The sequence below is a fragment of the Streptomyces sp. NPDC059255 genome, from assembly GCF_042752355.1.
Lineage (GTDB): Bacteria > Actinomycetota > Actinomycetes > Streptomycetales > Streptomycetaceae > Streptomyces.
This window is the reverse complement of sequence record NZ_JBHYZP010000046.1, coordinates 1-20031: the sequence shown is the minus strand read 5'-3', so window position 1 is coordinate 20031 and position 20031 is coordinate 1. Positions and strand designations below refer to the sequence as shown.

Genomic DNA, 20031 nt, shown 5'->3' with positions numbered 1-20031 from the left:
CGAACGGGTGAGGTTGACGGCCCGAAATCGACGGTGTGAAGCCACGCACCGCGAGAACGGAACCGCCTCACTCCACCGGCGGAACCGGAGCCTCCCCGGGTGACGGCGGGGCCTCCTCCCCGGTGGCCGCGGGCTCCTCGGGGGTGAGCGCGGCCTCCCTGGCGGCGTCCGGGCCCTGTTCGAGCAGGACCGCGAACCCCGCTCCGTCCAGGACGGGCACCTTCAACTGCATCGCCTTGTCATACTTCGACCCGGGGTTCTCACCGACCACCACGAAGGCGGTCTTCTTCGAAACCGACCCGGTCACCTTCGCTCCACGGCTTTGCAGCGCCTCTTTCGCGCCATCCCGTGTGTAGTGCTCCAGCGTGCCCGTCACCACGACCGTGAGCCCCTCCAGCGGCCGTGGGCCCTCGTCCTCGCCCGAGCCCTCCTCCTCCATACGGACGCCCGCCGCACGCCACTTGCGCAGGATCTCCCGGTGCCAGTCGACCGCGAACCACTCCTTGAGCGAAGCGGCGATGATCGGTCCGACGCCGGCGACGTCCGCCAGTTCCTCCTCCGTGGCCTCGTCGATCCGGTCGATCGAGCGGAACTCCCTGGCCAGCGCCTCGGAGGCGACCGGCCCCACATGACGGACCGACAGTCCGGCGATGATCCGGGCGAGCGGGCGCTCCTTGGCCGCCGCGATGTTCTCCAGCATCGCGAGGGCGTTCTTCCGGGGCTCGCCCGCCTGGTTGGCGAAGACGGTGGCGATTTTCTCCTCGCCGGTCTTCGGATCGCGCTTGGGCAGCCCGCTGTCCTGGTCGAGTACGTACGCCGTGATGGGCAGCAGCCGCTCGATGGTGAGGTCGAAGAGATCTCCCTCGTCGAGCAGCGGTGGAATGGCCGGTTCCAGCGGTTTGGTCAGGGCGGCCGCGGCCACATAGCCGAAGTTCTCGATGTCGAGGCACTTGCGCCCGGCGAGATAGAACAGCCGCTCACGCAACTGGGCGGGGCAGGTACGCGCGTTGGGACAGCGGATGTCGATGTCCCCCTCCTTCATCGCGCGCAACGGCGTACCGCACTCGGGGCACTCGGTCGGCATCACGAACTCGTGGGCGTCGTCCGGGCGCAGGTCGACGACCGGGCCGAGGATCTCCGGGATGACGTCACCTGCCTTGCGCAGCACGACCGTGTCGCCGATCCAGACGCCCTTGGCCCGCACCACGTCCTGGTTGTGCAGGGTCGCGAACTCGACCTCGGAGCCGGCGACCGTGACCGGCTCGACCTGGGCGTAGGGGGTGACCCGCCCCGTACGGCCCACGCCGACCCGGATGTTCACCAGTTTCGTGTTGACCTCTTCCGGCGCGTACTTCCAGGCGATGGCCCAGCGCGGCGCGCGCGAGGTGGAGCCCAGCCGGCCCTGGAGCGGGATCTCGTCGAGCTTGACGACCACGCCGTCGATCTCGTGCTCCACGGAGTGGCGGTTCTCCCCGAAGTACGCGATGAACTCCCGGACCTCCGCGACCGATCCGACCACCTTGTTGTGCCGGGCGGTCGGCAGCCCCCACCCACGCAGCAGCTCGTAGGCGTGGGAGAGGCAGTCGATGTCGAAGCCCTCGCGGGCCCCGATGCCGTGCACCACCATGTGGAGCGGGCGCGTCGCGGTGATCTTCGGGTCCTTCTGGCGGAGCGAACCCGCCGCCGCGTTGCGCGGGTTGGCGAACGGCTTGTCGCCGGCCTCCACCAGACGCGCGTTCAGCTCCTGGAAGGCCTCCATCGGGAAGTAGACCTCGCCGCGGATCTCCACCAGCTCGGGGATCCGCTCCCCTTCGAGGCGGTGCGGGATCTCCGCGATCGTGCGGACGTTGGGCGTGATGTCCTCGCCCGTCCGGCCGTCGCCCCGGGTCGCCGCGCGGGTCAGCCTGCCGTGTTCGTACGTCAGGTTGACCGCGAGTCCGTCGACCTTCAGCTCGCACAGGTAGTGGAAGTCCGGCGTGCCCACGTCCTTGGCGACGCGGTCGGCCCACGCCCCCAGCTCGTCGTCGTCGAAGGCGTTGTCGAGGGAGAGCATCCGCTCGCGGTGCTGGACCGCGGTGAAGTCCGTTGCGTACGCCCCCGCGACCTTCTGTGTCGGCGAGTCGGGCGTGCGCAGCTCCGCGTACGTCTCCTCCAGCGCCTCCAGGGCGCGCAGCAGCCGGTCGAACTCGCCGTCGCTGACGATCGGCTGATCCTTCACGTAGTACCGGAAGCGGTGCTCCTCGATCTGCTCGGCGAGGAGGCCGTGCCGCTCCCGTGCCTCCGCGGGCACCACGCTCTGCTGTTCGCCAGCCACCGTTTCATCCTCCCGATCACCATGGCCCGTCATCCGGGACCGTCACTCAGGGTTGTCCGCGAGGGATCTCGCGGCCCTGACGCAGTGCGCCTGCGCGGCGTGCGCGTACGCAGGTGAGGCACCCGCGAGCCCGCAGGTCGGCGTGAGCACCACGGACCCCGTGAGAGTCCCCGGATCCAGCCCCAGCCTGCGCCACAGCGTCCTGACACCCATGACGCTACCGGCAGGGTCTGACAACGGTCCTTCGACGCCGGGCACGATCCCGGCAAACAGCTTCGTACCGGCCTCGACCGCCTCCCCGATCGACTCCTCGTCACGCTCGGTGAGCAGACCGAAATCGAACGAGACGGCCGCCGCGCCCGCCCTGCGCAGCAGCGCGAACGGCACGTCCGGCGCGCAGGAGTGCACGACCACGGCCCCCGGCGCGAGCGCGGTCATCTCGCGCAGCGCGCCCTCCACGACCTGCCGGTCCACCGCCCGGTGGGTGCGGTAGCCGCTGGCGGTCCTGACCTGTCCGCGCAGCACGGCGGTGAGGGACGGTTCGTCGATCTGGAGTACGGGTACGGCGCCCGGCACCCGGCGCCGTACGTCCGCGAGGTGCCCGGCCACCCCCTCCACCAGCGACGCGGTCAGGTCCCGGCAGGCTCCGGGGTCGCCGAGGGCCGACTCGCCGCCCCGCAGCTCCAGCGCGGCGGCGAGCGTCCACACCCCGACGACCTGGACCTTGAGCGGCCCCTCGTACCCCTGGGTGAACTCCTCCAGCGCGTCGAGGTCCTCCCCCAGCCAGGACCTGGCCCGCTTGGTGTCCCGGCCCGGCCGGTCCCCGATCCGCCAGCCGCTGGGCTCCACGCGGGCGTAGATCTCCGCGAGAAGTCCGGTCGTACGGCCGATCATGTCGGCGCCCGGCCCCCGGGCGGGGAGTTCGGGGAGGTACGGGAAGTCCTCGAAGGTGCCGGTGACGGCCCGGGCGGCCTCCCGCGCGTCGCCGCCGGGCATGGAGCCGACCCCGGTGGCGAGCCCCCAGAGGGGTACGGCGGGCCCGGTGCCGTCGGACGTTCCGTTCATCGACTCGCTCATCGGCCCGCTCATCGGCCCGGCCGTACGGTCACGTCGTCGATCTGCGCGTCGCGCGGCAGGTCGAGCGCGGCCACGATGGTCGTCGCGACCGACTCGGGGTCGATCCAGCGGGACGCGTCGTACTCCTTGCCCTCCTGCTGGTGCACCTTGGCCTGCATGGGGCTCGCGGTACGGCCCGGGTACACGGAGGTGACCCGTACGCCATGGGGCCGCTCCTCCGCGCGTACCGCGTCGGCCAGTGCCTTCAGCCCGTGCTTGGAGGCGGCGTACGCGCTCCACTGCGCGTGGGCGGTCAGCCCGGCGCCCGAGTTGACGAAGACGATCTGCCCCCGGGAGACGCGGAGCTGCGGCAGGAGCAGCCGGGTCAGCTCGGCCGGGGAGATCAGGTTGACCGTGAGCTGTCCGTGCCACGCCTTCGGCGTCAGCTCCCCGACCTCGCCGAGTTCGACGACGCCCGCGATGTGCAGCAGCGAGTCGAGCCGGTCGGGGAGATCCTGCTGGCCGAGCGCCCAGGAGAGCCGCTCGGGGTTGGCCAGGTCGCCGACGAGGGTGCGGGCGCCGGGAAAGGCCCGCGCGAGGTCCTTCGCGCGCCCGGCGTCGCGGGCGAACAGGATCAGGTCGTCGCCGCGTCCGTGCAGGCGGCGCGCGACGGCGGCGCCGATGCCCGAGCCCGCACCGGTGATGAGATGGGTAGCCATGCGGTCATCGTCGCATCACCGGAACCCGACGGCCGCACGCCGTCGGCGATCAACTCGGCGATCACCTCGGCGATCACTGAACGCCGACCGCCTCCTCCAGGTAGGTGAGGGCACCGATCCCGTCCTCGGCGAAGAAGACCAGGTCGGTGAGGGGCAGCGGCAGGAAGCCCTCGTCCTCCATCCGCCGGAACTGCTCCTTCAGCCCGTCGTAGAAACCGGCCGTGTTGAGCAGCACGACGGGGTGACGGTGCATGCCGTGCTTCTTCAGCTCCAGGATCTCGGTGGCCTCGTCCAGCGTCCCCGTACCGCCGACCATGACCACGACCGCGTCGGACTTGGCAAGCAGCAGCGCCTTGCGCTCCGCGAGGTCCTTCGCGATCACCATCTCGTCGGCGTCCGCCCTGGCCACGCTCTGGAGGAAGTCCACCGACACCCCGACCAGCCGGCCCCCGCCGTCCTGCACGCCGTCCGCGACGACCTTCATCAGCCCGCTGTCGGAGCCGCCCCAGACGAGGGTGTGGCCGCCCTTGCCGATCAGCTCGCCGAAATCGCGGGCGGGGCGGGTGTAGCGCTCGTCGAGGTCGGCGGCGGAGAGGAAGACACAGATATTCATGGGGTGAACGGTACGGGCTTGCCCTCCGCTGGTCAGTGGATCGGCGAGCGCCTGCCGCGCAGAGCCTCCGGCAGGGCGGTCGCAGCCGTTCCGGCGCCGTGGTCGGAGCGGGCTTGACCTTGACGCCGGGTCAACCCTCCATCCTTCCGGCAGGAGCTTCCTCGCAGTCGCCTGGAACAGCTCCGCAAAGGAGGCGGATGACCATGACGGCCCAATCGATCGCCGGTCCGGCGATGCGCGTACGGGGTCTGGAGAAGTCGTACGGGAAGCTCGACGTGCTGCGCGGTGTGGACTTCGACGTGGCGCGGGGCAGCATCTTCGCCCTGCTCGGCTCCAACGGGGCGGGCAAGACCACGACCGTGAGGATCCTCGCCACGCTGCTCAAGGCCGACGCGGGAACGGCGAGCGTCCATGGCTTCGACGTCGCCACGCAATCCGGGAACGTGCGCGAGTCCATCAGCCTCACCGGGCAGTTCGCGGCCGTCGACGAGATCCTCAGCGGCCGGGAGAACCTCGTACTCGTCGCCAGGCTGCGCCACTTCAAGGACCCGTCGGTGATCGCCGACGACCTGCTGAGGCGTTTCTCGCTGACCGAGGCGGGCGCGCGCCGGGTGTCGACGTATTCGGGTGGGATGCGCCGCCGGCTGGACATCGCGATGAGCCTCATCGGGAATCCGCCGGTGATCTTCCTGGACGAGCCGACGGCCGGGCTCGACCCCGAGGCGCGCATCGAGGTGTGGCAGGCGGTCAAGGAGCTCGCGGGCCACGGCACGACGGTGCTGCTCACCACGCAGTACCTGGACGAGGCCGAGCAGCTGGCCGACCGGATAGCCATCCTCCACCAGGGCCGGATCATCGTGAACGGCACCCTCGCCGAGCTCAAGCGGCTCTTCCCGCCCGCCACGGTCGAGTACGTCGAGAAGCAGCCGACCCTGGAGGAGATCTTCCTCGCGATCATCGGCGGCGACGGCAGGAGCGACACCACCGGCACAGCAACCAGGGGACGGGAATGAACGCGCACTTCTTGGGCGACACCGCTGTTCTCACGGGGCGGACCCTGCGCCATGTCACACGCAGCATGGACACCATCATCACGACCGTCATCACACCGGTCGCCATGATGCTGATGTTCGTCTACGTCTTCGGCGGCGCGATCGACACCGGGTCGGTCTCGTACGTCAACTACATGCTGCCCGGCATCCTGCTCATCACGATCGCGTCGGGCATCTCCTATACCGCGTACCGGCTGTTCACGGACATGAAGAGCGGAATCTTCGAGCGATTCCAGTCCATGCCGATCGCACGGTCAGGTGTGCTGTGGGCCCATGTCCTCACCTCTCTGGTCGCCAACGTGATCTCGCTCGTGATCGTCGTGGGCGTCGCTCTGCTCATGGGCTTCCGCTCAGGAGCGGGCGCCCCGGCCTGGCTCGCGGTCGCCGGCATCCTGCTCCTGTTCACCCTGGCCCTGACCTGGATCGCCGTGATCCCCGGGCTCTCCGCGACGTCCGTCGAGGGCGCGGGGGCGTTCGCCTACCCGCTCATCTTCCTGCCGTTCCTCAGCTCGGCGTTCGTGCCCACGGAGACCATGCCCGGCCCGGTGCGCTGGTTCGCCGAGCATCAGCCGGTGACGTCGATCGTCAACACGATCCGCGACCTGCTCGCCCAGCGACCGGTCGGGGACGACATCTGGACCGCCCTCGCGTGGTGCGTCGGCATCCTCGTCGTGGCGTATGTCTGCGCGATGGGCGCCTACCGCCGGAAGACCGCCTGAGGCAGGCTGAGACCCATGCTCACCATCAGCCGGCTCGCGGCGTACGCCGGGGTGACGGTGCGGGCGGTACGCCACTACCACCGGATCGGCCTGCTGCCGGAGCCCGAGCGCGACCGGTCCGGTTACCGGAGCTACGACGCCGCCGCTGTCGTGCGACTGATCCGGATCCGCACCCTGGCGGATGCCGGCGTGCCGCTGGCCCGGGTGCAGGAACTCCTCGACGCCGGCCCGGAGGAGTTCGCCGAGGGCGTCCAGAAGATCGACAAGGACCTGCGCGCCGAGATCCGGCGGTTGCAGGGCACCCGCGGACGGCTCGCCCGGCTCGCTGCCGGAGAGCACCTGGCGCTCCCGCAGAGCGTCGTGGACTACCTCGACCGGGTGCGCGGCCTCGGCGTCGAGGAGCGGTACATCGAGATGGAGCGGGACGCCTGGATCATGATCGCCGCCCAGGTGCCGCACCTGATGGACGCCGTGATCGCCAAGAAGAACGAGGAACTGGACGACCCCGACATGGTGAAGCTCTACAGCCTTCTCAACGGGGCACTCGACCGGCCGGTCGACGACCCGCGAATCATCGAGATCGCTGACATCATGGAGCGCCTGATGACGCGCGCCGTGGAGGCCGGAGAGGTGGGTGCCGACGACGGCATCGACGACCAGTTCGTCGACCTGCTGGACTCCACCATGCTCAAGTCCTCACCGGGCGCCGCACGGCTGTTGGCGATCCTGGAGGAGCGTGGCTGGAGGGGCTGGACCCGCGTCGAGCGCGTGCCTGCCAACCGGCTCGGCACCGCGCTGCCGCCCTCGGGGAAGAGCGCGGCGCGCGCCGTTGCTGAACAGTAGAGAGTGCACCGGAACCACACCCCCGAAGGGACCGATCACCATGGCCGCAGGACACCGCATCACGGTCGAGCAGGGCACGGAGCACGTGCGCGTCGTACGGGACGGACAGGTCGTCGCGGAGAGCCGCGCCCCGCTGGTGCTGCGCGAGACCGGCTGCCCGGTCCGCTACTACCTCCCGCCGCAGGACGTACGGACGGAGCTGCTGACCCCCTCGGACACCACGACCCACTGCCCGTTCAAGGGCGACGCGTCCTACTGGTCGCTGCCGGACGCGCCGGACCTGGTCTGGGCCTACCCGACCCCGAAGGCCGAAGTGGCCCAGGTCAAGGACCACTTCTGCTTCTACGACACCGAGGTGGTGGCCGCCTGAGAAGGCCGGCGGAAATCCACTGCGAAAACTTCTGCCGTGGAGCGATGAGTTGGGCGCGGCCCACCGGTCTGACTCTCCATGGACAACGTGTGCAAGGTGAAGTCGGGGGACGGCACCCCGATCGCTTACCGGCGGTCGGGCGAGGGACCGCCGGTGATTCTGGTGGGCGGCGCGTTCAGCACGGCGGAGTCGGAGGCTCCACTGGCCCGGCTGCTCGCGCCGCGCTTCACGACGATCACCTACGACCGGCGCGGCCGGGGCGCCAGCGGCGACCGGGCCCCGTACGCCGTGGAGCGTGAGGTCGAGGACCTCGCGGCGCTGCTCGCGGTGGCGGGCGGCAGCGCGGCGCTGTACGGGGTGTCCTCGGGCGGCGCGCTGGTCCTGGAGGCCGTGGCGGCGGGGCTGCCGGTGACGCAGTTCGCGGTGTACGAACCGCCGTACGCGACCGATCCGGCCGCCCTGCGGGCGAGGGCCGCGTACACGGAGCGGCTGACGGAACTGCTGGCGCGCGGGCTGCGGGACGACGCGGTGGAGCTGTTCCTGTCGGCCATGGATCTGCATCCGGCGACGATCGAGGTGATGCGCCGCTCCCCCCTGTGGCCGGACCTGGCGGCGGTGGCCCACACCCTCGCCTACGACGACCAGGTGCTGGGCGAGGGGTTGATCCCGGTCCGCCGCCTCTCGGCGGTCACCACCCGCGCGATGGTCGTGGACGGCGGCGCAAGCCCCCCGGTCGTCCGCGACGCCGCCCGCGCGGCGGCCCGCGCCCTCCCGCGCGGCCGGCACCGCACCCTGACGGGCCAGACCCACGAGGTGGCCCCGCACGTACTGGCGCCGGTCCTGGAGGAATTCTTCGCGGCGTGACCGCGGGGCGGGGCGTCTCCGGCGTGCCCTGCCTCCGCTCCGAGGGGCCTCACGGGCGGAAGGGGCCTCCATGGCGCGGTCCAGGATCTTCGGGAGCGCCTGCGGCTGAGGGCTGGAGGACCATGCGGTCAGGGCCGCCTCGACGCACCCCAGGGCGGCGGCGATCACGGCGACGGCCCGTGGGTCGGAGGCGTCGGCCGGGTCGGCTCCCAGGCGGCGGGCGATCTCGGGGCGGAGCAGTTCGTACCACCGGGCGTTCTTCTCCCGGTGGCGAGCGGCCAGTGGCGGTGTGTTCACGATCAGGCGGGTGAGGCGCCGGGTGCGCTCGTCGTGGGCCTCGTACTGCTCGATCAGCAGATGTCAGGGGCCTACTACTACCGGCGCAGGGCCGTGGCACCACGGAACCCGCAGGCGCTCGACGCCGATCTCGCCCGCGCGCTCTGGAGGCGCTCCGAAGAGCTGCTCGGGGGACGCCTCTCCGACCCGGTGTGAGGAACGCGGGGAGTCCGCCGTACGGGCGGGAACGGCCCAGGGCGGCGAAGCACAGGGGCACCGGGATACCGGGCGTCAGCCCGCCAGCGCCCCCGTGCGGCGCTCCGTCGTCGCGATCGTCGCCGAGCCGACGACGCGGGGGCCGTCGTACAGGACGATCGCCTGGCCGGGGGCGACCCCGCGGACCGGTTCGCCGAAGCGGACGTGGAGGGTGCCGTCGATCAGCTCGGCCGTCACCGGGGTCTCGCCGCCGTGCGCGCGCAGCTGTGCGGTGTAGCCGCCGGGGCCGGCGGGGGCGGTGCCGCACCAGCGGGGCTTGAGAGCGGTCAAGGCGGTGACGTCGAGGGAGGCGGCGGGGCCGACCGTGACGCGGTTGTCGACCGGGGAGATGTCCAGGACGTAGCGCGGCTTGCCGTCGGCGGCCGGGTGGCCGATGCGCAGGCCCTTGCGCTGGCCGATGGTGAAGCCGAACGCGCCGTCGTGGCTGCCGATCTTCGTACCGGACTCGTCGACGATGTCGCCCTCCGCCCGGCCCAGCCGGTCGGCGAGGAAGCCCTGGGTGTCGCCGTCCGCGATGAAGCAGATGTCGTGGCTGTCGGGCTTCTTCGCCACGGCCAGGCCCCGGCGCTCCGCCTCGGCGCGGATCTCGTCCTTGGTGGTGAGCGTGTCGCCGAGGGGGAACATCGCGTGGGCGAGCTGCCGCTCGTCCAGCACCCCCAGGACGTACGACTGGTCCTTGGCCATGTCGCTGGCGCGGTGCAGCTCGCGCGAACCGTCGGGGGCGGTGACGACCGTCGCGTAATGGCCCGTGCACACCGCGTCGAACCCCAGCGCGAGCGCCTTGTCCAGCAGGGCCGCGAACTTGATCTTCTCGTTGCAGCGCAGGCACGGGTTGGGGGTGCGGCCCGCCTCGTACTCCGCGACGAAGTCCTCCACGACGTCCTCACGGAAGCGTTCCGCGAGATCCCACACGTAGAACGGGATGCCGATCACATCGGCGGCGCGGCGCGCGTCCCGGGAGTCCTCGATGGTGCAGCAGCCGCGCGCGCCGGTACGGAAGGACTGCGGGTTCGCGGAGAGGGCGAGGTGCACGCCGGTGACGTCGTGGCCCGCCTCGGCGGCGCGGGCGGCGGCGACGGCGGAGTCCACGCCGCCCGACATGGCGGCGAGTACGCGCAGGGAACGCTGGGAATTCTGAGTCATAGCCCAACCAGGGTACGGCCCGGGGGAACCACAGTCGCGCGGGTATGCGTTGACGATCATATGGGCGAGAACGAGCAGGGTACGGCCGGCAGCGGCGCGAGGGGCAGCCGCCGGGCGCCCAAGCCCCGGGGCGGGAAGAAGATCGGCCGCAGGGCGGTGCTGATCGGCGGCGCGGCGGCCGTGGTCGGCGGGGGCGTGCTGGCGCGGGACGAGCTGGCGCGGTTCTGGTGGCAGGTGCCCGGGGTCGGGAAGCCGCGCAAGGAGGGTGAGCTGGATTACGCCCCCTCGGAGTGGGTGGCGGCCTCGTCGGCGAACTGGCGCCGGGCCGACCGGCCCGACGACTTCCGCATCGACCGGGTGGTCGTCCATGTCGTCCAGGGCAGCTACGAGGTGGCGCTGAAGGTCTTCCAGGACCCCGGGCACGGCGCCGCGTCGCACTACGTGGTCGGTGAGGACGGACAGGTCGCGCAGATGATCCGCGAGCTGGACGTGGCGTACCACGCGGGGAACAGGAGCTACAACGAACGCTCGATCGGTATCGAGCACGAGGGCTTCGTGGACAAGCCCGAGTCGTTCACGGACGCGATGTACCGCTCGTCGGCGCGGCTGACGGCCGACATATGCCGGCGGTACGAGATACCCGTCGACCGCGAGCACATCATCGGGCATGTGGAGGTCCCCGGGACGGACCACACTGACCCCGGGCCGCACTGGGACTGGCCCCGCTATCTGAAGCTGGTACGGGAGGCGGAGCCGGTCGCGCCCTCCCCCTCGCCGTCGGGGTCGGTCGCCGCGCGGGGTGCCTGAGCCGCCGCGCGGGGCCCGGGCCGCCCGGAGTCCATGGCCCCGTCCTGGCGGCTCGGGCGGGCCGGCGGCTCGGGCACCCCGGCGGCCCAGGCGTGCCGTCGGGATCAGCTCCGCGTCAGCTCAGGCCCGCGTTGCGCGCCCGGTCGACCGCCGGGCCGATGGCCCGGGCGACCGCCTCGACGTCCGCCGCCGTGGAGGTGTGGCCGAGGGAGAACCGCAGGGTGCCCCTGGCCAGGTCAGGGTCGCTGCCGGTGGCCAGCAGGACATGGCTCGGCTGGGCCACGCCCGCGGTACAGGCGGAGCCGGTGGAGCACTCGATGCCCTGGGCGTCGAGCAGCAGGAGCAGGGAGTCGCCCTCGCAGCCGGGGAAGCTGAAGTGCGCGTTGGCGGCGAGGCGGTGGTGGGGGTCGCCGCCGAGGACCGCGTCGGGGACGGCGGCCCGTACCGCCGTGATCAGTTCGTCCCGCAGGGCGCCGATCTCGCGGACGAACTCCTCGCGCCGTTCGGCGGCGAGCCGGCCCGCGACCGCGAAGGCGGCGACGGCGGGCACGTCGAGGGTGCCGGAGCGGACATGGCGCTCCTGGCCGCCGCCGTGCAGCACGGGCACCGGGGTGTACTCCCGGCCGAGCAGCAGGGCGCCGATGCCGTAAGGGCCGCCGATCTTGTGGCTGGAGACGGTCATCGCGGCGAGCCCGGAGGCACCGAAGTCCAGCTCTGTCTGGCCGAAGGCCTGGACCGCGTCCGAGTGCAGCGGAACTTCGAACTCCGCCGCCACCCGGGCCAGTTCCGGGACCGGCAGAATCGTCCCGATCTCGTTGTTCGCCCACATGACGGTGGCGAGGGCGACATCGAGCGGGTTCCGTTCGATCGCCGCCCGCAACACGTCGGGCAGCACCCGCCCGTAGGAGTCGACGGGGAGGTATTCGACGGTGGCGCCCTCGTGTTCGCCGAGCCATTCGAGGGCGTCGAGAACGGCGTGGTGCTCCACGGGGCTGGCGAGCACCCTGGTCCTGGCCGGGTCGGCGTCGCGGCGGGACCAGTACAGCCCCTTCACGGCGAGGTTGTCGGCCTCCGTGCCGCCCGAGGTGAAGACCACCTCGCTGGGGCGCGCGCCGAGGGCCTCCGCGAACGTCTCACGGGCCTCCTCGACGGTACGGCGGGCCCGGCGCCCGGCGGCGTGGAGCGAGGAGGCGTTGCCGGCGAGGCCGAACTGGGCGGTCATCGCCTCGATCGCCTCCGGCAGCATCGGAGTGGTCGCGGCGTGGTCGAGGTAAGCCATGGTGGGCTCGATTCTACGAGCGCGGACGGGCACCCACGCAGCCGGTACGGCGCGCAGCCGCCACGGGCCGGCTCCGACCGACTCCTACCGGCCACGACCGGTCGGGGCAGGTCGAGGCCGGCCGAGGCCCGAGCGGGGTCCGTGCGGGGGCCCGAGCGGGGTCCGTGCGGGGGCCCGAGCGGAGGTCCGAGCGGAGGTCCGGCCGGCATCGGAGCGGGGACCGGCCGGGTATCGCCGGTACCGGGGCTTGCCGGGCGCCGTAATGAGCGTCTAGCGTTACGCTCATGACAGAGTGGAGGCTCGACCGTACGTTCCCCAGCTCGTCCGGCGAGGTGCGCTGGGCCGAATTCGGCTCGTCCGGACTGCCGCCCGTCGTGCTGCTGCACGGGACGCCGTTCTCCTCGTTCGTCTGGCGTGCCCTTGCCCGCGCGCTCGCACCGGACCACCGGGTCCTGGTCTGGGACATGCCGGGGTACGGGGCCTCGGAGAAGAGGGCGGGGCAGGATGTGTCGCTGGCGGCCCAGGCGCGGGTCTTCACCGAACTCCTCGGGCACTGGGGCCTGAGCGGTGACGCGGGGCACCCGCCGGCCGTCGTCGCCCATGACTTCGGCGGGTGCGTGGCCCTCCGGGCCCGTCTCCTGCACGGCGCGGCGTACGAACGGCTGGTGCTGGTCGACCCGGTGGCGCTGGCACCCTGGGGTTCGGCGGCGTACCGGCTGCTCGGGGCGCACGGCGACATCTTCGCCCAACTGCCGCCCGCCCTGCACCGGGCACTGGTGCGGGAGTACGTCTCCTCGGCGAGCCACCGGGGGCTGCCGTCCGCCGTCCTGGAGCGGCTGGTCGACGACTGGTGCGGGGTGGCCGGGCAGCCCGCCTTCTACCGGCAGATCCGGCAGAACGACCAGCGGTACACGGACGAGATCCAGGATCGGTACGGGGAGCTGGAGTTGCCGGTGCTGATCTGCTGGGGCGCGGAGGACACCTGGATCCCGGCGGCCAAGGGGGCGGAGCTGGCGGCGCTGATTCCGGGCGCCGAGCTGCGGCTGCTGGCGGATACCGGCCATCTTGTGCAGGAGGACGCGCCGGCGGAACTCACGGCGGCGGTCGGCCGTTTTCTGGTCAGTAGCCGGTTTCGTCCCGGACGTCAGGCCTCGCGTCGGTCCCCGCGCCGGTCCTGACGTTCCGCCTCGCGCTCGCCCTCCCGCGTGTCCGGGGGCGGATCGGCCGTGTACAACTCCATAGTGGCAGCCGCCGCGCGGGCCATCTGCTCCCGCGCCTCCGGCGGCGACAGGACCTCGACGTGCTCGCCGAAGGCCAGCAGTGAGCGTACGGCGCCGAGTTCGGGATAGGCGAGCCGCACCCCCGCCCACTCCCCGCCGGCCTCCACCACCGGCTCCTCGGCGAGGTGCGCCGCCTGGATCCGGTGGAACATGTCCATGCGCGAGACCCGCACCCTCGCCCGGACCCGCACCCGTGCGGGCCGGTCCTCGACGCCTCTGCGCAGCGCCGCCCAGATGTCCGCCAACTCCGTGCCCGCCCGCCGCCGTACGGGCGCGTCGGTGACGGTGGCCTTCCGGACGCGCTCCGCGCGGAACAGCCGGGGCGCGCCCCGGTGGTCGGCGACGAGGTACCAGACACCCGCCTTGACGACGAGACCGTACGGATCGACGGTGTAGGCGCGCGGCGTCGCCGTGCCGCCGTGCCGGTAGCGCAGCCGCAGCCGCCGGTCGGTGAAGACCGCCGTGGTCAGTTCGTCGAGCTCGACGGGCGGCCCCTGCGGGCGCATCCAGCGTTCCGGATCGACCAGGATCCGGCGGCTGATCAACTCGGCGGCGGGGCGGTGCGGTTCCGGCAGGGCGGCCATCACCTTGCGCAGGGCCGAGCCGAGCGCCCGGTCAAGACCGAGCGCGGCATGGGCGCCCGGCGCGGCGAGGACGAAGAGGGCGCGGGACTCGTCGGCGGTCAGCCCGGTCACATCGGTACGGAAGCCGGGCAGCAGCGCGAAGCCGCCGTGCCGCCCGCGCTCGGCGTAGACGGGGACTCCGGCGGCGGCCAGCGCCTCGACGTCCCGGTAGACGGTCCGTACGGAGACTTCGAGCCGCGCGGCCAGCTCCGCGGCCGGGACGAGCCCACGGGTCTGGAGCAGCAGGAGGACGGAGAGCAGCCGGTCGGACTTCACCTGCCCAGGATTCCCTACCGCCCGGAAGTTCCTGCCGCCCGGGATGCCCTCCCGCCCGGACGTTCCTGCCGCCCGGGATGCCCTCCCGCCCGGACGTTCCTGCCGCCCGGGATGCCCTGCCGCTCAGAAGTCCCTGCCGCCCCGGATTCCCTGCCGTCCGGGAGGTCCGTCAGGCGCGGGGCGCGCGGGCCAGTTGGCGGGACTGGGCCACCAGCCGGTCCGCGCTGTCCCAGACCTCCGCGTCCTCCTCCAGGAAGCCGCCGGCCAGGTTACGGGTGGTGATCGCGACCCGGAGCGGACCCGGCGCCGGGCGGCAGCGGATGTGGGCGGTCAGCTCGACCGTGGGGGTCCAGCCCTGCAGGCCCAGGTCGAAGGAGGTCGGCGGCAGCGCGTCGACGGTGAAGAGCAGCGAGAGCGGGTCGGGGGCACGGCCGTCCGCGAGCCCGAACCAGGCGCGCATCTCGCCCCGGCCGGAGGGCGCGCCCACGGCCCAGCCGACCGTGGCGGGGTCGAGCCACATGGAGAGCCGGTCGAGAATGGTGAAGTCACCGTCCGGCAGGGGCCCTTCGGCGGTGCTGACGCACCGCTCCAGCGGCGGCATCTCGGGCGGCTTCGCCGCCGTGCGTATGTCGTCGGGGAGGGCGTCCAGGTCACCGTACGAGGCGAGGAACCGGATCCGCTCCACCTCGCTCCCGTCCTCAGCGGTCTGGAAGAGGGAGGCCTGGCCGGTGGAGAGCGTACGGCCGCTGCGGACGGTCTCGGTCCGCACGACGGCCGGTCCCGGCACCGAGGGCGTGAGGTAGTGCGCGGAGACCGCGAACGGGTCGGAGTGCGGCAGCGCGTCGCCGAGCGCGCGGCCCATGACGGCCAGCAGATAGCCGCCGTTGACGATGTTCATGACGGTCCAGCCCGGGAAGAGCCGCGTGTCGTAGACGCCCGGAGCGCTGGGGGTGACGGCCGTCTCGCGGTCGAACTCGCTGTCACCGATGGATGCCTGTGCCATGGAACGCAACCGTACAACACGAATTTACTAAGCGGTAGCTTAAGTGACCGGTACGAGGCACCCCGAGGCGCCCCGGCCCGGCGGCGTCACGCGGGCTCCTCCACCGTGGCCGAGCGCCGGTTCCAGGCGCGCGGCGCCCGCCAGTGGAAGCGCATCGCGAGCAGCCGCAGAACGAACGCGGTCAGGACGGCGACCCCCATGGTGAGGCCGTTGAGCACATCGAAGCGGATGCAGAGCGCCGCCATCGTCGCGCCGACGATGGCGGGCACGGCGTAGAGGTCGCGGTCCCAGCGCAGCAGCGAGGGCACCTCGTTGGCGAGGACGTCGCGCAGCACCCCGCCGCCGACCGCCGTGCCCAGACCGAGCACGGCGGAGGAGGTGAGGCCGAGCCCGTACTCGTACGCCTTGACGGTCCCGGTGACGCAGAAGAGTCCGAGCCCCGCCGCGTCGAAGACATTGACGGCCCCCTGGATCCGCTCGACGTGCGGATGGAGGAAGAAGACCAGCGCGGTCGCCACCAGCGGCATGGAGAAGTAGCCGAGATCGGTGAAGGCGGCGGGCGGGACCGCCCCGATGATCAGATCACGGAGCAGCCCTCCGCCCAGCGCGGTGATCTCGGCCAGCACCGCCATGCCGAAGACGTCGAAGTTCTTGCGTACGGCGAGCAGGGCGCCGGAGATCGCGAAGACGAAGATGCCGGCGAGGTCGAGCGCGTGCTGGACGGACGGGGTGAACAGGGTGAAGAGGGTGTGGAACACCCGGACATTGTGCCGCTCCCGCCGGACACCCCCGATCGGGCCCACCCTTCCCGCCGGACCGCATGGTTCCCGCCGGACCGCATGGCCGAGGCCAAGCCGGACTCCGGACCGCACACCTGAGGCCCGGCGGATGTCCGCCGGGCCTCGGGTGTGCTCGATGCGCCTCGTACAGGTCGCTACGCGGAAGTGCCGCCTGCGTCCGAACCGGAGTCCGGCTTGGCCTCGGTCGACGCCTCGGTCGACGCCTCGGTCGACGCCTCGGACTTGGCGTCAGCCTTCGCCTCGGCCTTCGCGTCGGCATTGCCCTCGGTCGACGGCTCCGCACCGTCCGACACGTCCGCACCGTCCGACACGTCCGCCAGCTCGATCGTCTCCCGCGACGCCACCGAGACCGTGTCCTGCGGACGCTGGTCCGGCGCGTTCTCCGGGTGGTGGCAGGCCGCCTGGTGGCCCGGCGCGAGCTGGATCAGCGGCGGCTCCGTCGTCCTGCAGACCTCCGTCGCCTTCCAGCAGCGGGTGTGGAACCGGCAGCCGCTCGGCGGCGAGATCGGCGACGGCACATCGCCCTTGAGCAGGATCCGGTCGCTCTTGCCGCCGCGCCGGCTCGGGTCGGGCACCGGCACGGCCGACAGCAGCGCCTTCGTGTACGGGTGCATGGGCGACTCGTACAGCGACTTGCGGTCCGCCAGCTCGACGATCTTGCCGAGGTACATCACCGCGATCCGGTCCGAGACATGGCGGATGACCGAGAGGTCGTGCGCGATGATCACGTACGTCAGCCCCAGCTCCTCCTGGAGGTCGTCCAGCAGGTTCACCACCTGGGCCTGGATCGACACGTCCAGCGCCGAGACCGGTTCGTCGGCGACGACCAGCTTCGGGTTGAGGGCCAGCGCCCGCGCGATGCCGATGCGCTGGCGCTGTCCGCCGGAGAACTCGTGCGGGTAGCGGTTGTAGTGCTCGGGGCTCAGGCCCACCAGCTCCAGCAGCCGCTGCACCTCCTTCTTCACGCCGCCCTCGGGCTCGATGCCCTGGAGCTTGAAGGGGGTGGAGACGATCCCGCCGATGGTGTGGCGCGGGTTCAGCGAGCCGTACGGGTCCTGGAAGATCATCTGGATGTCGCGGCGCATCGGCCGCAGCGCGCCCGCGGACATGTGGGTGATGTCCTTGCCCTCGAACTCGACCTTGCCACCGGTCGGTTCGAGCAGCCGCGTGATCAGCCGGCCCATCGTCGACTTGCCGCAGCCGGACTCGCCGACGACGCCCAGGGTCTCCCCGGGACGTACGTCGAAGGAGAGCCCGTCGACCGCCTGGACCGCGCCGACCTTGCGTTTCAGCACGCCCTTGGTGATCGGGAAGTGCTTGACCAGGCCGGTGACCTTGAGGATCGGCTCCGCACCCTCCGCGGGACCGCCCGCCCCGGCCCCGCCCGCCGCGACCTGCTCCGGAATCTTCTTCGTCAGCTCAGTCACAGCTTCGGCGCAATCTCTTCGGTCCAGATCTTTTCCCGCTCCGCGCGCGACATGTGGCAGGCGGAGAAGTGCCCGTCGGTGATCTCCCGCAGGTCGGGACGGACCGTACGGGCGAGGTCGTCCTTGGGGACGTCGGCGTACGGGCAGCGCGGGTTGAAGGCGCAGCCGGACGGGACGTTGATCAGGCTGGGCGGGGTTCCCTTGACCGGCACCAGCCGTTCGGTCTGCTCGCGGTCGATGCGGGGCATCGAGCCCAGCAGACCCCACGTGTAGGGGTGCTGCGGCTGGTAGAAGACCTTCTCCGACGCGCCGCGCTCGATGCAGCGCCCGGCGTACATCACGAGCAGCTCGTCCGCGATCTCGGCGACCACGCCGAGGTCGTGGGTGATGATGACGACCGCCGAGTGGAACTCCTTCTGGAGGTCCCGGATGAGGTCGAGGATCTGCGCCTGGACGGTCACGTCGAGGGCGGTCGTCGGCTCGTCGGCGATGAGCAGCTCGGGGTTGTTCACCAGGGACATCGCGATCATCGCGCGCTGGCGCATACCGCCGGAGAACTGGTGCGGGTAGTCGTCGTAGCGCCGGGCCGGCTCGGGGATCCCGACCCGGTCGAGCATCTCGACGGCCCGCTTCTTGGCGGTCTTCTTGTCGACCTTGTTGTGGACGCGGTACGCCTCCACGATCTGCGCGCCGATGCTGTAGTACGGGTGCAGCGCGGAGAGCGGGTCCTGGAAGATCATCGACATCTTGTGGCCGCGCAACTGGCGCACCCGCTCGGGGCCCGCGCCGATCAGCTCCTCGCCGTCCAGCCAGATCTCGCCGGAGATGCGGGCGCGCTCGGAGGTGTGCAGCCCCATGATGCCGAGCGAGGTGACGGACTTCCCGGAGCCGGACTCGCCGACGATGCCGAGGGTCTTGCCCGCCTGGAGGTCGAAGCTGACGCCGTCGACGGACTTCACGAGGCCGTCGTCGGTGTTGAAGTGGATACGGAGGTCGCGTACGGAGAGGAACGCGTCCTTCGCCGCCGGAGCACCGGCGGCGGCCTCCGCACCCGTGCCCGTACCCGCGTCGTCCCCGCTCGCGTCCTTCTTCTTGCTCACGTCGCTCATGAGAGCCTCACCCGGGGGTCGATCGCGGCGTACACGAGGTCCACCAGCAGATTGCAGAGAACGATGAAGAAGGCGGCGACCAGCGTGACACCCATCACGATGGGCAGGTCGCTGCGGGTCACGCCCTGGATGGCGTACGCGCCCATCCCCTGGAAGGAGAAGACGCGCTCGGTGATGACCGCGCCGCCGAGGAGCAGCGCGAAGTCCATGCCGAAGATCGTGATGAGCGGGGTGAGCGCGGCGCGCAGGCCGTGCTTGACGACCACCTGGCGCTCTCGCAGCCCCTTGGCCCGCGCGGTTCTGATGTAGTCCTCGCCCATGGTCTCCAGCATCCCGGCGCGGGTGAGCCGCGCGTAGAGGGCGGAGTAGAGGAAGGCGAGGGTGCACCAGGGGAGGATGAGGTTCCAGGCCCAGTCACCGGGGTTCTCGGAGAAGGGCACGAACTCCAGCTCTTCCCAGATCGTCCAGTGGAAGCTGAAGAGGGCGAGGGAGACCAGGCCGGTGAAGAACATCGGCAGCGAGACGCCGGCGAGGGCGATGCCCATGGCCAGGCGGTCGAAGATGGAGCCCCGCTTGAGCGCGGAGAGAACGCCGATGGCGATACCGGAGACGACCCAGATGACGGCCGCGCCGATGGCGAGCGAGAAGGTGACCGGGATGCGCTGGACGATCTCGGGCCACACCTCGACATGCGTCTTGAAGGAGTAGCCGAAGCACGGCGCGTTGCACACCGAGGGGTTGGGGCCGAGGTTGTACTCGGCGCCGACCACGATGGCCTTGATGAAGTGCCAGTACTGGAGGTAGAGCGGATCCTCCAGCCCCAGGTTCGCCTTGATGGCGGCGATGGCGTCGGGATCGGCGCCCTTACCGACGTACTGGGCGGCCAGTGAGTCGGTCGTCTGGCCGCCCAGCCGGGGCACCAGGAAGAAGATCGCGAACGTGACTGCGCTGACCACCAGCAGCAGCAACACCGCGGCGAATACGCGTCGGATGATGTACGCAGCCACAGCCGTGCGGTGCCGGGTGGGACGGGGGGGGGTGGGCCCGTAGTCCCCCAACAAAAAACAGGCGTTGGGGGGGGGGGGGTTTTTTTTAAAACCCCCCGGGGGGGCCCCCCGGGGCCCCCCGGGGGGGGGGCGCGTACCGCCCCCCCCCCCGCGCCCCGGGGGCCGGTTATGGTGG

The 20031-nt window shown here is 71.5% G+C and carries 20 protein-coding genes and 1 pseudogene; 8 read left to right on the top strand and 13 right to left on the bottom strand.

All coding sequences use genetic code 11. The features are described from left to right. Positions 1–67 precede the first annotated feature (67 nt). The 4 genes from ligA to ACFXKG_RS36215 form a co-directional block, all read right to left on the bottom strand. Positions 68–2347, bottom strand: coding sequence for an NAD-dependent DNA ligase LigA (gene ligA / locus ACFXKG_RS36230; protein WP_384848244.1), 2280 nt, complete (start codon positions 2345–2347; stop codon positions 68–70). Positions 2348–2356: 9 nt separating this feature from the next. Further along, positions 2357–3391, bottom strand: coding sequence for a methionine synthase (locus tag ACFXKG_RS36225; protein WP_384848241.1), 1035 nt, complete (start codon positions 3389–3391; stop codon positions 2357–2359). Positions 3392–3399: 8 nt separating this feature from the next. Next, a complete protein-coding gene (locus ACFXKG_RS36220; protein ID WP_384848238.1) occupies positions 3400–4089 on the bottom strand; it encodes an SDR family oxidoreductase in 690 nt (229 codons plus the stop codon). Positions 4090–4162: 73 nt separating this feature from the next. After that, entirely contained in the window at positions 4163–4702 is a 540-nt protein-coding gene (locus tag ACFXKG_RS36215) for a TIGR00730 family Rossman fold protein (RefSeq protein ID WP_384848235.1), read from the bottom strand. A gap of 203 nt (positions 4703–4905) precedes the next feature. Between ACFXKG_RS36215 and ACFXKG_RS36210 the strand changes: the two genes are divergently transcribed. The 5 genes from ACFXKG_RS36210 (at position 4906) to ACFXKG_RS36190 (ending at position 8550) form a co-directional block, all read left to right on the top strand. After that, positions 4906–5715, top strand: a complete 810-nt coding sequence (locus ACFXKG_RS36210; protein WP_384848232.1) for an ABC transporter ATP-binding protein — start codon at positions 4906–4908, stop codon at positions 5713–5715. Next, positions 5712–6473: an ABC transporter permease gene (locus ACFXKG_RS36205; protein ID WP_384848229.1), complete on the top strand. Its 762-nt coding sequence runs from the start codon at positions 5712–5714 to the stop codon at positions 6471–6473. The genes ACFXKG_RS36210 and ACFXKG_RS36205 overlap by 4 nt, the downstream gene beginning before the upstream one ends. Positions 6474–6488: 15 nt before the next feature. After that, a complete protein-coding gene (locus ACFXKG_RS36200; protein ID WP_384848227.1) occupies positions 6489–7316 on the top strand; it encodes a MerR family transcriptional regulator in 828 nt (275 codons plus the stop codon). A 34-nt stretch (positions 7317–7350) separates the two neighbouring features. Next, the gene (locus tag ACFXKG_RS36195; RefSeq protein WP_384848340.1) at positions 7351–7686 is read left to right on the top strand and encodes a DUF427 domain-containing protein; all 336 of its coding nucleotides are present in this window, start codon (positions 7351–7353) and stop codon (positions 7684–7686) included. Between the two features lie 87 nt (positions 7687–7773). Continuing rightward, positions 7774–8550: an alpha/beta fold hydrolase gene (locus tag ACFXKG_RS36190; protein ID WP_384848338.1), complete on the top strand. Its 777-nt coding sequence runs from the start codon at positions 7774–7776 to the stop codon at positions 8548–8550. Positions 8551–8676: 126 nt separating this feature from the next. On the opposite strand, the pseudogene ACFXKG_RS36185 reads toward ACFXKG_RS36190, so the two are convergent. Then, positions 8677–8847: pseudogene (locus tag ACFXKG_RS36185) on the bottom strand (TetR family transcriptional regulator); the annotation flags it as partial. A 33-nt stretch (positions 8848–8880) separates the two neighbouring features. Between ACFXKG_RS36185 and ACFXKG_RS36180 the strand changes: the two are divergent. After that, positions 8881–9042 (top strand): hypothetical protein, encoded by a 162-nt coding sequence (locus tag ACFXKG_RS36180; protein WP_384848224.1) that lies wholly within the window; start codon positions 8881–8883, stop codon positions 9040–9042. Positions 9043–9117: 75 nt separating this feature from the next. Here the strand turns inward: ACFXKG_RS36180 and mnmA are convergent, their stop codons facing one another. Then, entirely contained in the window at positions 9118–10245 is a 1128-nt protein-coding gene (gene mnmA, locus ACFXKG_RS36175) for a tRNA 2-thiouridine(34) synthase MnmA (RefSeq protein ID WP_384848221.1), read from the bottom strand. A gap of 60 nt (positions 10246–10305) precedes the next feature. On the opposite strand from mnmA, the gene ACFXKG_RS36170 reads away from it, so the two are divergent. Continuing rightward, complete coding sequence (locus tag ACFXKG_RS36170) at positions 10306–11052, top strand: N-acetylmuramoyl-L-alanine amidase (protein WP_384848218.1); 747 nt, start codon at positions 10306–10308, stop codon at positions 11050–11052. A gap of 115 nt (positions 11053–11167) precedes the next feature. On the opposite strand, the gene ACFXKG_RS36165 is transcribed toward ACFXKG_RS36170, so the two are convergent. Continuing rightward, positions 11168–12331: a cysteine desulfurase family protein gene (locus ACFXKG_RS36165; protein WP_384848215.1), complete on the bottom strand. Its 1164-nt coding sequence runs from the start codon at positions 12329–12331 to the stop codon at positions 11168–11170. A gap of 284 nt (positions 12332–12615) precedes the next feature. Here ACFXKG_RS36165 and ACFXKG_RS36160 point away from each other — a divergent pair, with 284 nt between their 5' ends. Beyond that, a complete protein-coding gene (locus tag ACFXKG_RS36160) occupies positions 12616–13509 on the top strand; it encodes an alpha/beta fold hydrolase (RefSeq protein WP_384848212.1) in 894 nt (297 codons plus the stop codon). Here the strand turns inward: ACFXKG_RS36160 and ACFXKG_RS36155 are convergent. The 6 genes from ACFXKG_RS36155 to ACFXKG_RS36130 form a co-directional block, all read right to left on the bottom strand. Then, positions 13476–14510, bottom strand: a complete 1035-nt coding sequence (locus tag ACFXKG_RS36155; protein WP_384848209.1) for a helix-turn-helix transcriptional regulator — start codon at positions 14508–14510, stop codon at positions 13476–13478. The genes ACFXKG_RS36160 and ACFXKG_RS36155 overlap by 34 nt on opposite strands. Positions 14511–14679: 169 nt before the next feature. Continuing rightward, positions 14680–15513, bottom strand: coding sequence for a thioesterase family protein (locus ACFXKG_RS36150; RefSeq protein WP_384848206.1), 834 nt, complete (start codon positions 15511–15513; stop codon positions 14680–14682). Positions 15514–15599: 86 nt separating this feature from the next. Then, entirely contained in the window at positions 15600–16271 is a 672-nt protein-coding gene (locus ACFXKG_RS36145) for a trimeric intracellular cation channel family protein (protein WP_384848203.1), read from the bottom strand. A gap of 176 nt (positions 16272–16447) precedes the next feature. Further along, positions 16448–17740, bottom strand: coding sequence for an ABC transporter ATP-binding protein (locus ACFXKG_RS36140; protein ID WP_384848200.1), 1293 nt, complete (start codon positions 17738–17740; stop codon positions 16448–16450). Beyond that, positions 17737–18849 carry an ABC transporter ATP-binding protein gene (locus tag ACFXKG_RS36135; protein WP_384848197.1) on the bottom strand — a complete coding sequence of 371 codons (1113 nt, stop codon included), beginning with the start codon at positions 18847–18849 and terminating at the stop codon, positions 17737–17739. Before ACFXKG_RS36135 ends, ACFXKG_RS36140 begins: the two co-directional genes overlap by 4 nt. Further along, entirely contained in the window at positions 18846–19856 is a 1011-nt protein-coding gene (locus tag ACFXKG_RS36130) for an ABC transporter permease (RefSeq protein WP_384848194.1), read from the bottom strand. The genes ACFXKG_RS36135 and ACFXKG_RS36130 overlap by 4 nt, the downstream gene beginning before the upstream one ends. Between the last annotated feature and the right edge of the window lie 175 nt (positions 19857–20031).

What these genes read in the sequence shown, in the direction of transcription:
- ligA (WP_384848244.1), bottom strand. Translation starts at nt 2,347, where the DNA reads ATGACGGGCCATGGTGATCGGGAGGATGAAACGGTGGCTGGCGAACAG.
- ACFXKG_RS36210 (WP_384848232.1), top strand. Translation starts at nt 4,906, where the DNA reads ATGACGGCCCAATCGATCGCCGGTCCGGCGATGCGCGTACGGGGTCTG.
- ACFXKG_RS36225 (WP_384848241.1), bottom strand. Translation starts at nt 3,391, where the DNA reads ATGAGCGAGTCGATGAACGGAACGTCCGACGGCACCGGGCCCGCCGTA.
- ACFXKG_RS36200 (WP_384848227.1), top strand. Translation starts at nt 6,489, where the DNA reads ATGCTCACCATCAGCCGGCTCGCGGCGTACGCCGGGGTGACGGTGCGG.
- mnmA (WP_384848221.1), bottom strand. Translation starts at nt 10,245, where the DNA reads ATGACTCAGAATTCCCAGCGTTCCCTGCGCGTACTCGCCGCCATGTCG.
- ACFXKG_RS36165 (WP_384848215.1), bottom strand. Translation starts at nt 12,331, where the DNA reads ATGGCTTACCTCGACCACGCCGCGACCACTCCGATGCTGCCGGAGGCG.
- ACFXKG_RS36215 (WP_384848235.1), bottom strand. Translation starts at nt 4,702, where the DNA reads ATGAATATCTGTGTCTTCCTCTCCGCCGCCGACCTCGACGAGCGCTAC.
- ACFXKG_RS36220 (WP_384848238.1), bottom strand. Translation starts at nt 4,089, where the DNA reads ATGGCTACCCATCTCATCACCGGTGCGGGCTCGGGCATCGGCGCCGCC.
- ACFXKG_RS36170 (WP_384848218.1), top strand. Translation starts at nt 10,306, where the DNA reads ATGGGCGAGAACGAGCAGGGTACGGCCGGCAGCGGCGCGAGGGGCAGC.
- ACFXKG_RS36135 (WP_384848197.1), bottom strand. Translation starts at nt 18,849, where the DNA reads ATGAGCGACGTGAGCAAGAAGAAGGACGCGAGCGGGGACGACGCGGGT.
- ACFXKG_RS36160 (WP_384848212.1), top strand. Translation starts at nt 12,616, where the DNA reads ATGACAGAGTGGAGGCTCGACCGTACGTTCCCCAGCTCGTCCGGCGAG.
- ACFXKG_RS36150 (WP_384848206.1), bottom strand. Translation starts at nt 15,513, where the DNA reads ATGGCACAGGCATCCATCGGTGACAGCGAGTTCGACCGCGAGACGGCC.
- ACFXKG_RS36205 (WP_384848229.1), top strand. Translation starts at nt 5,712, where the DNA reads ATGAACGCGCACTTCTTGGGCGACACCGCTGTTCTCACGGGGCGGACC.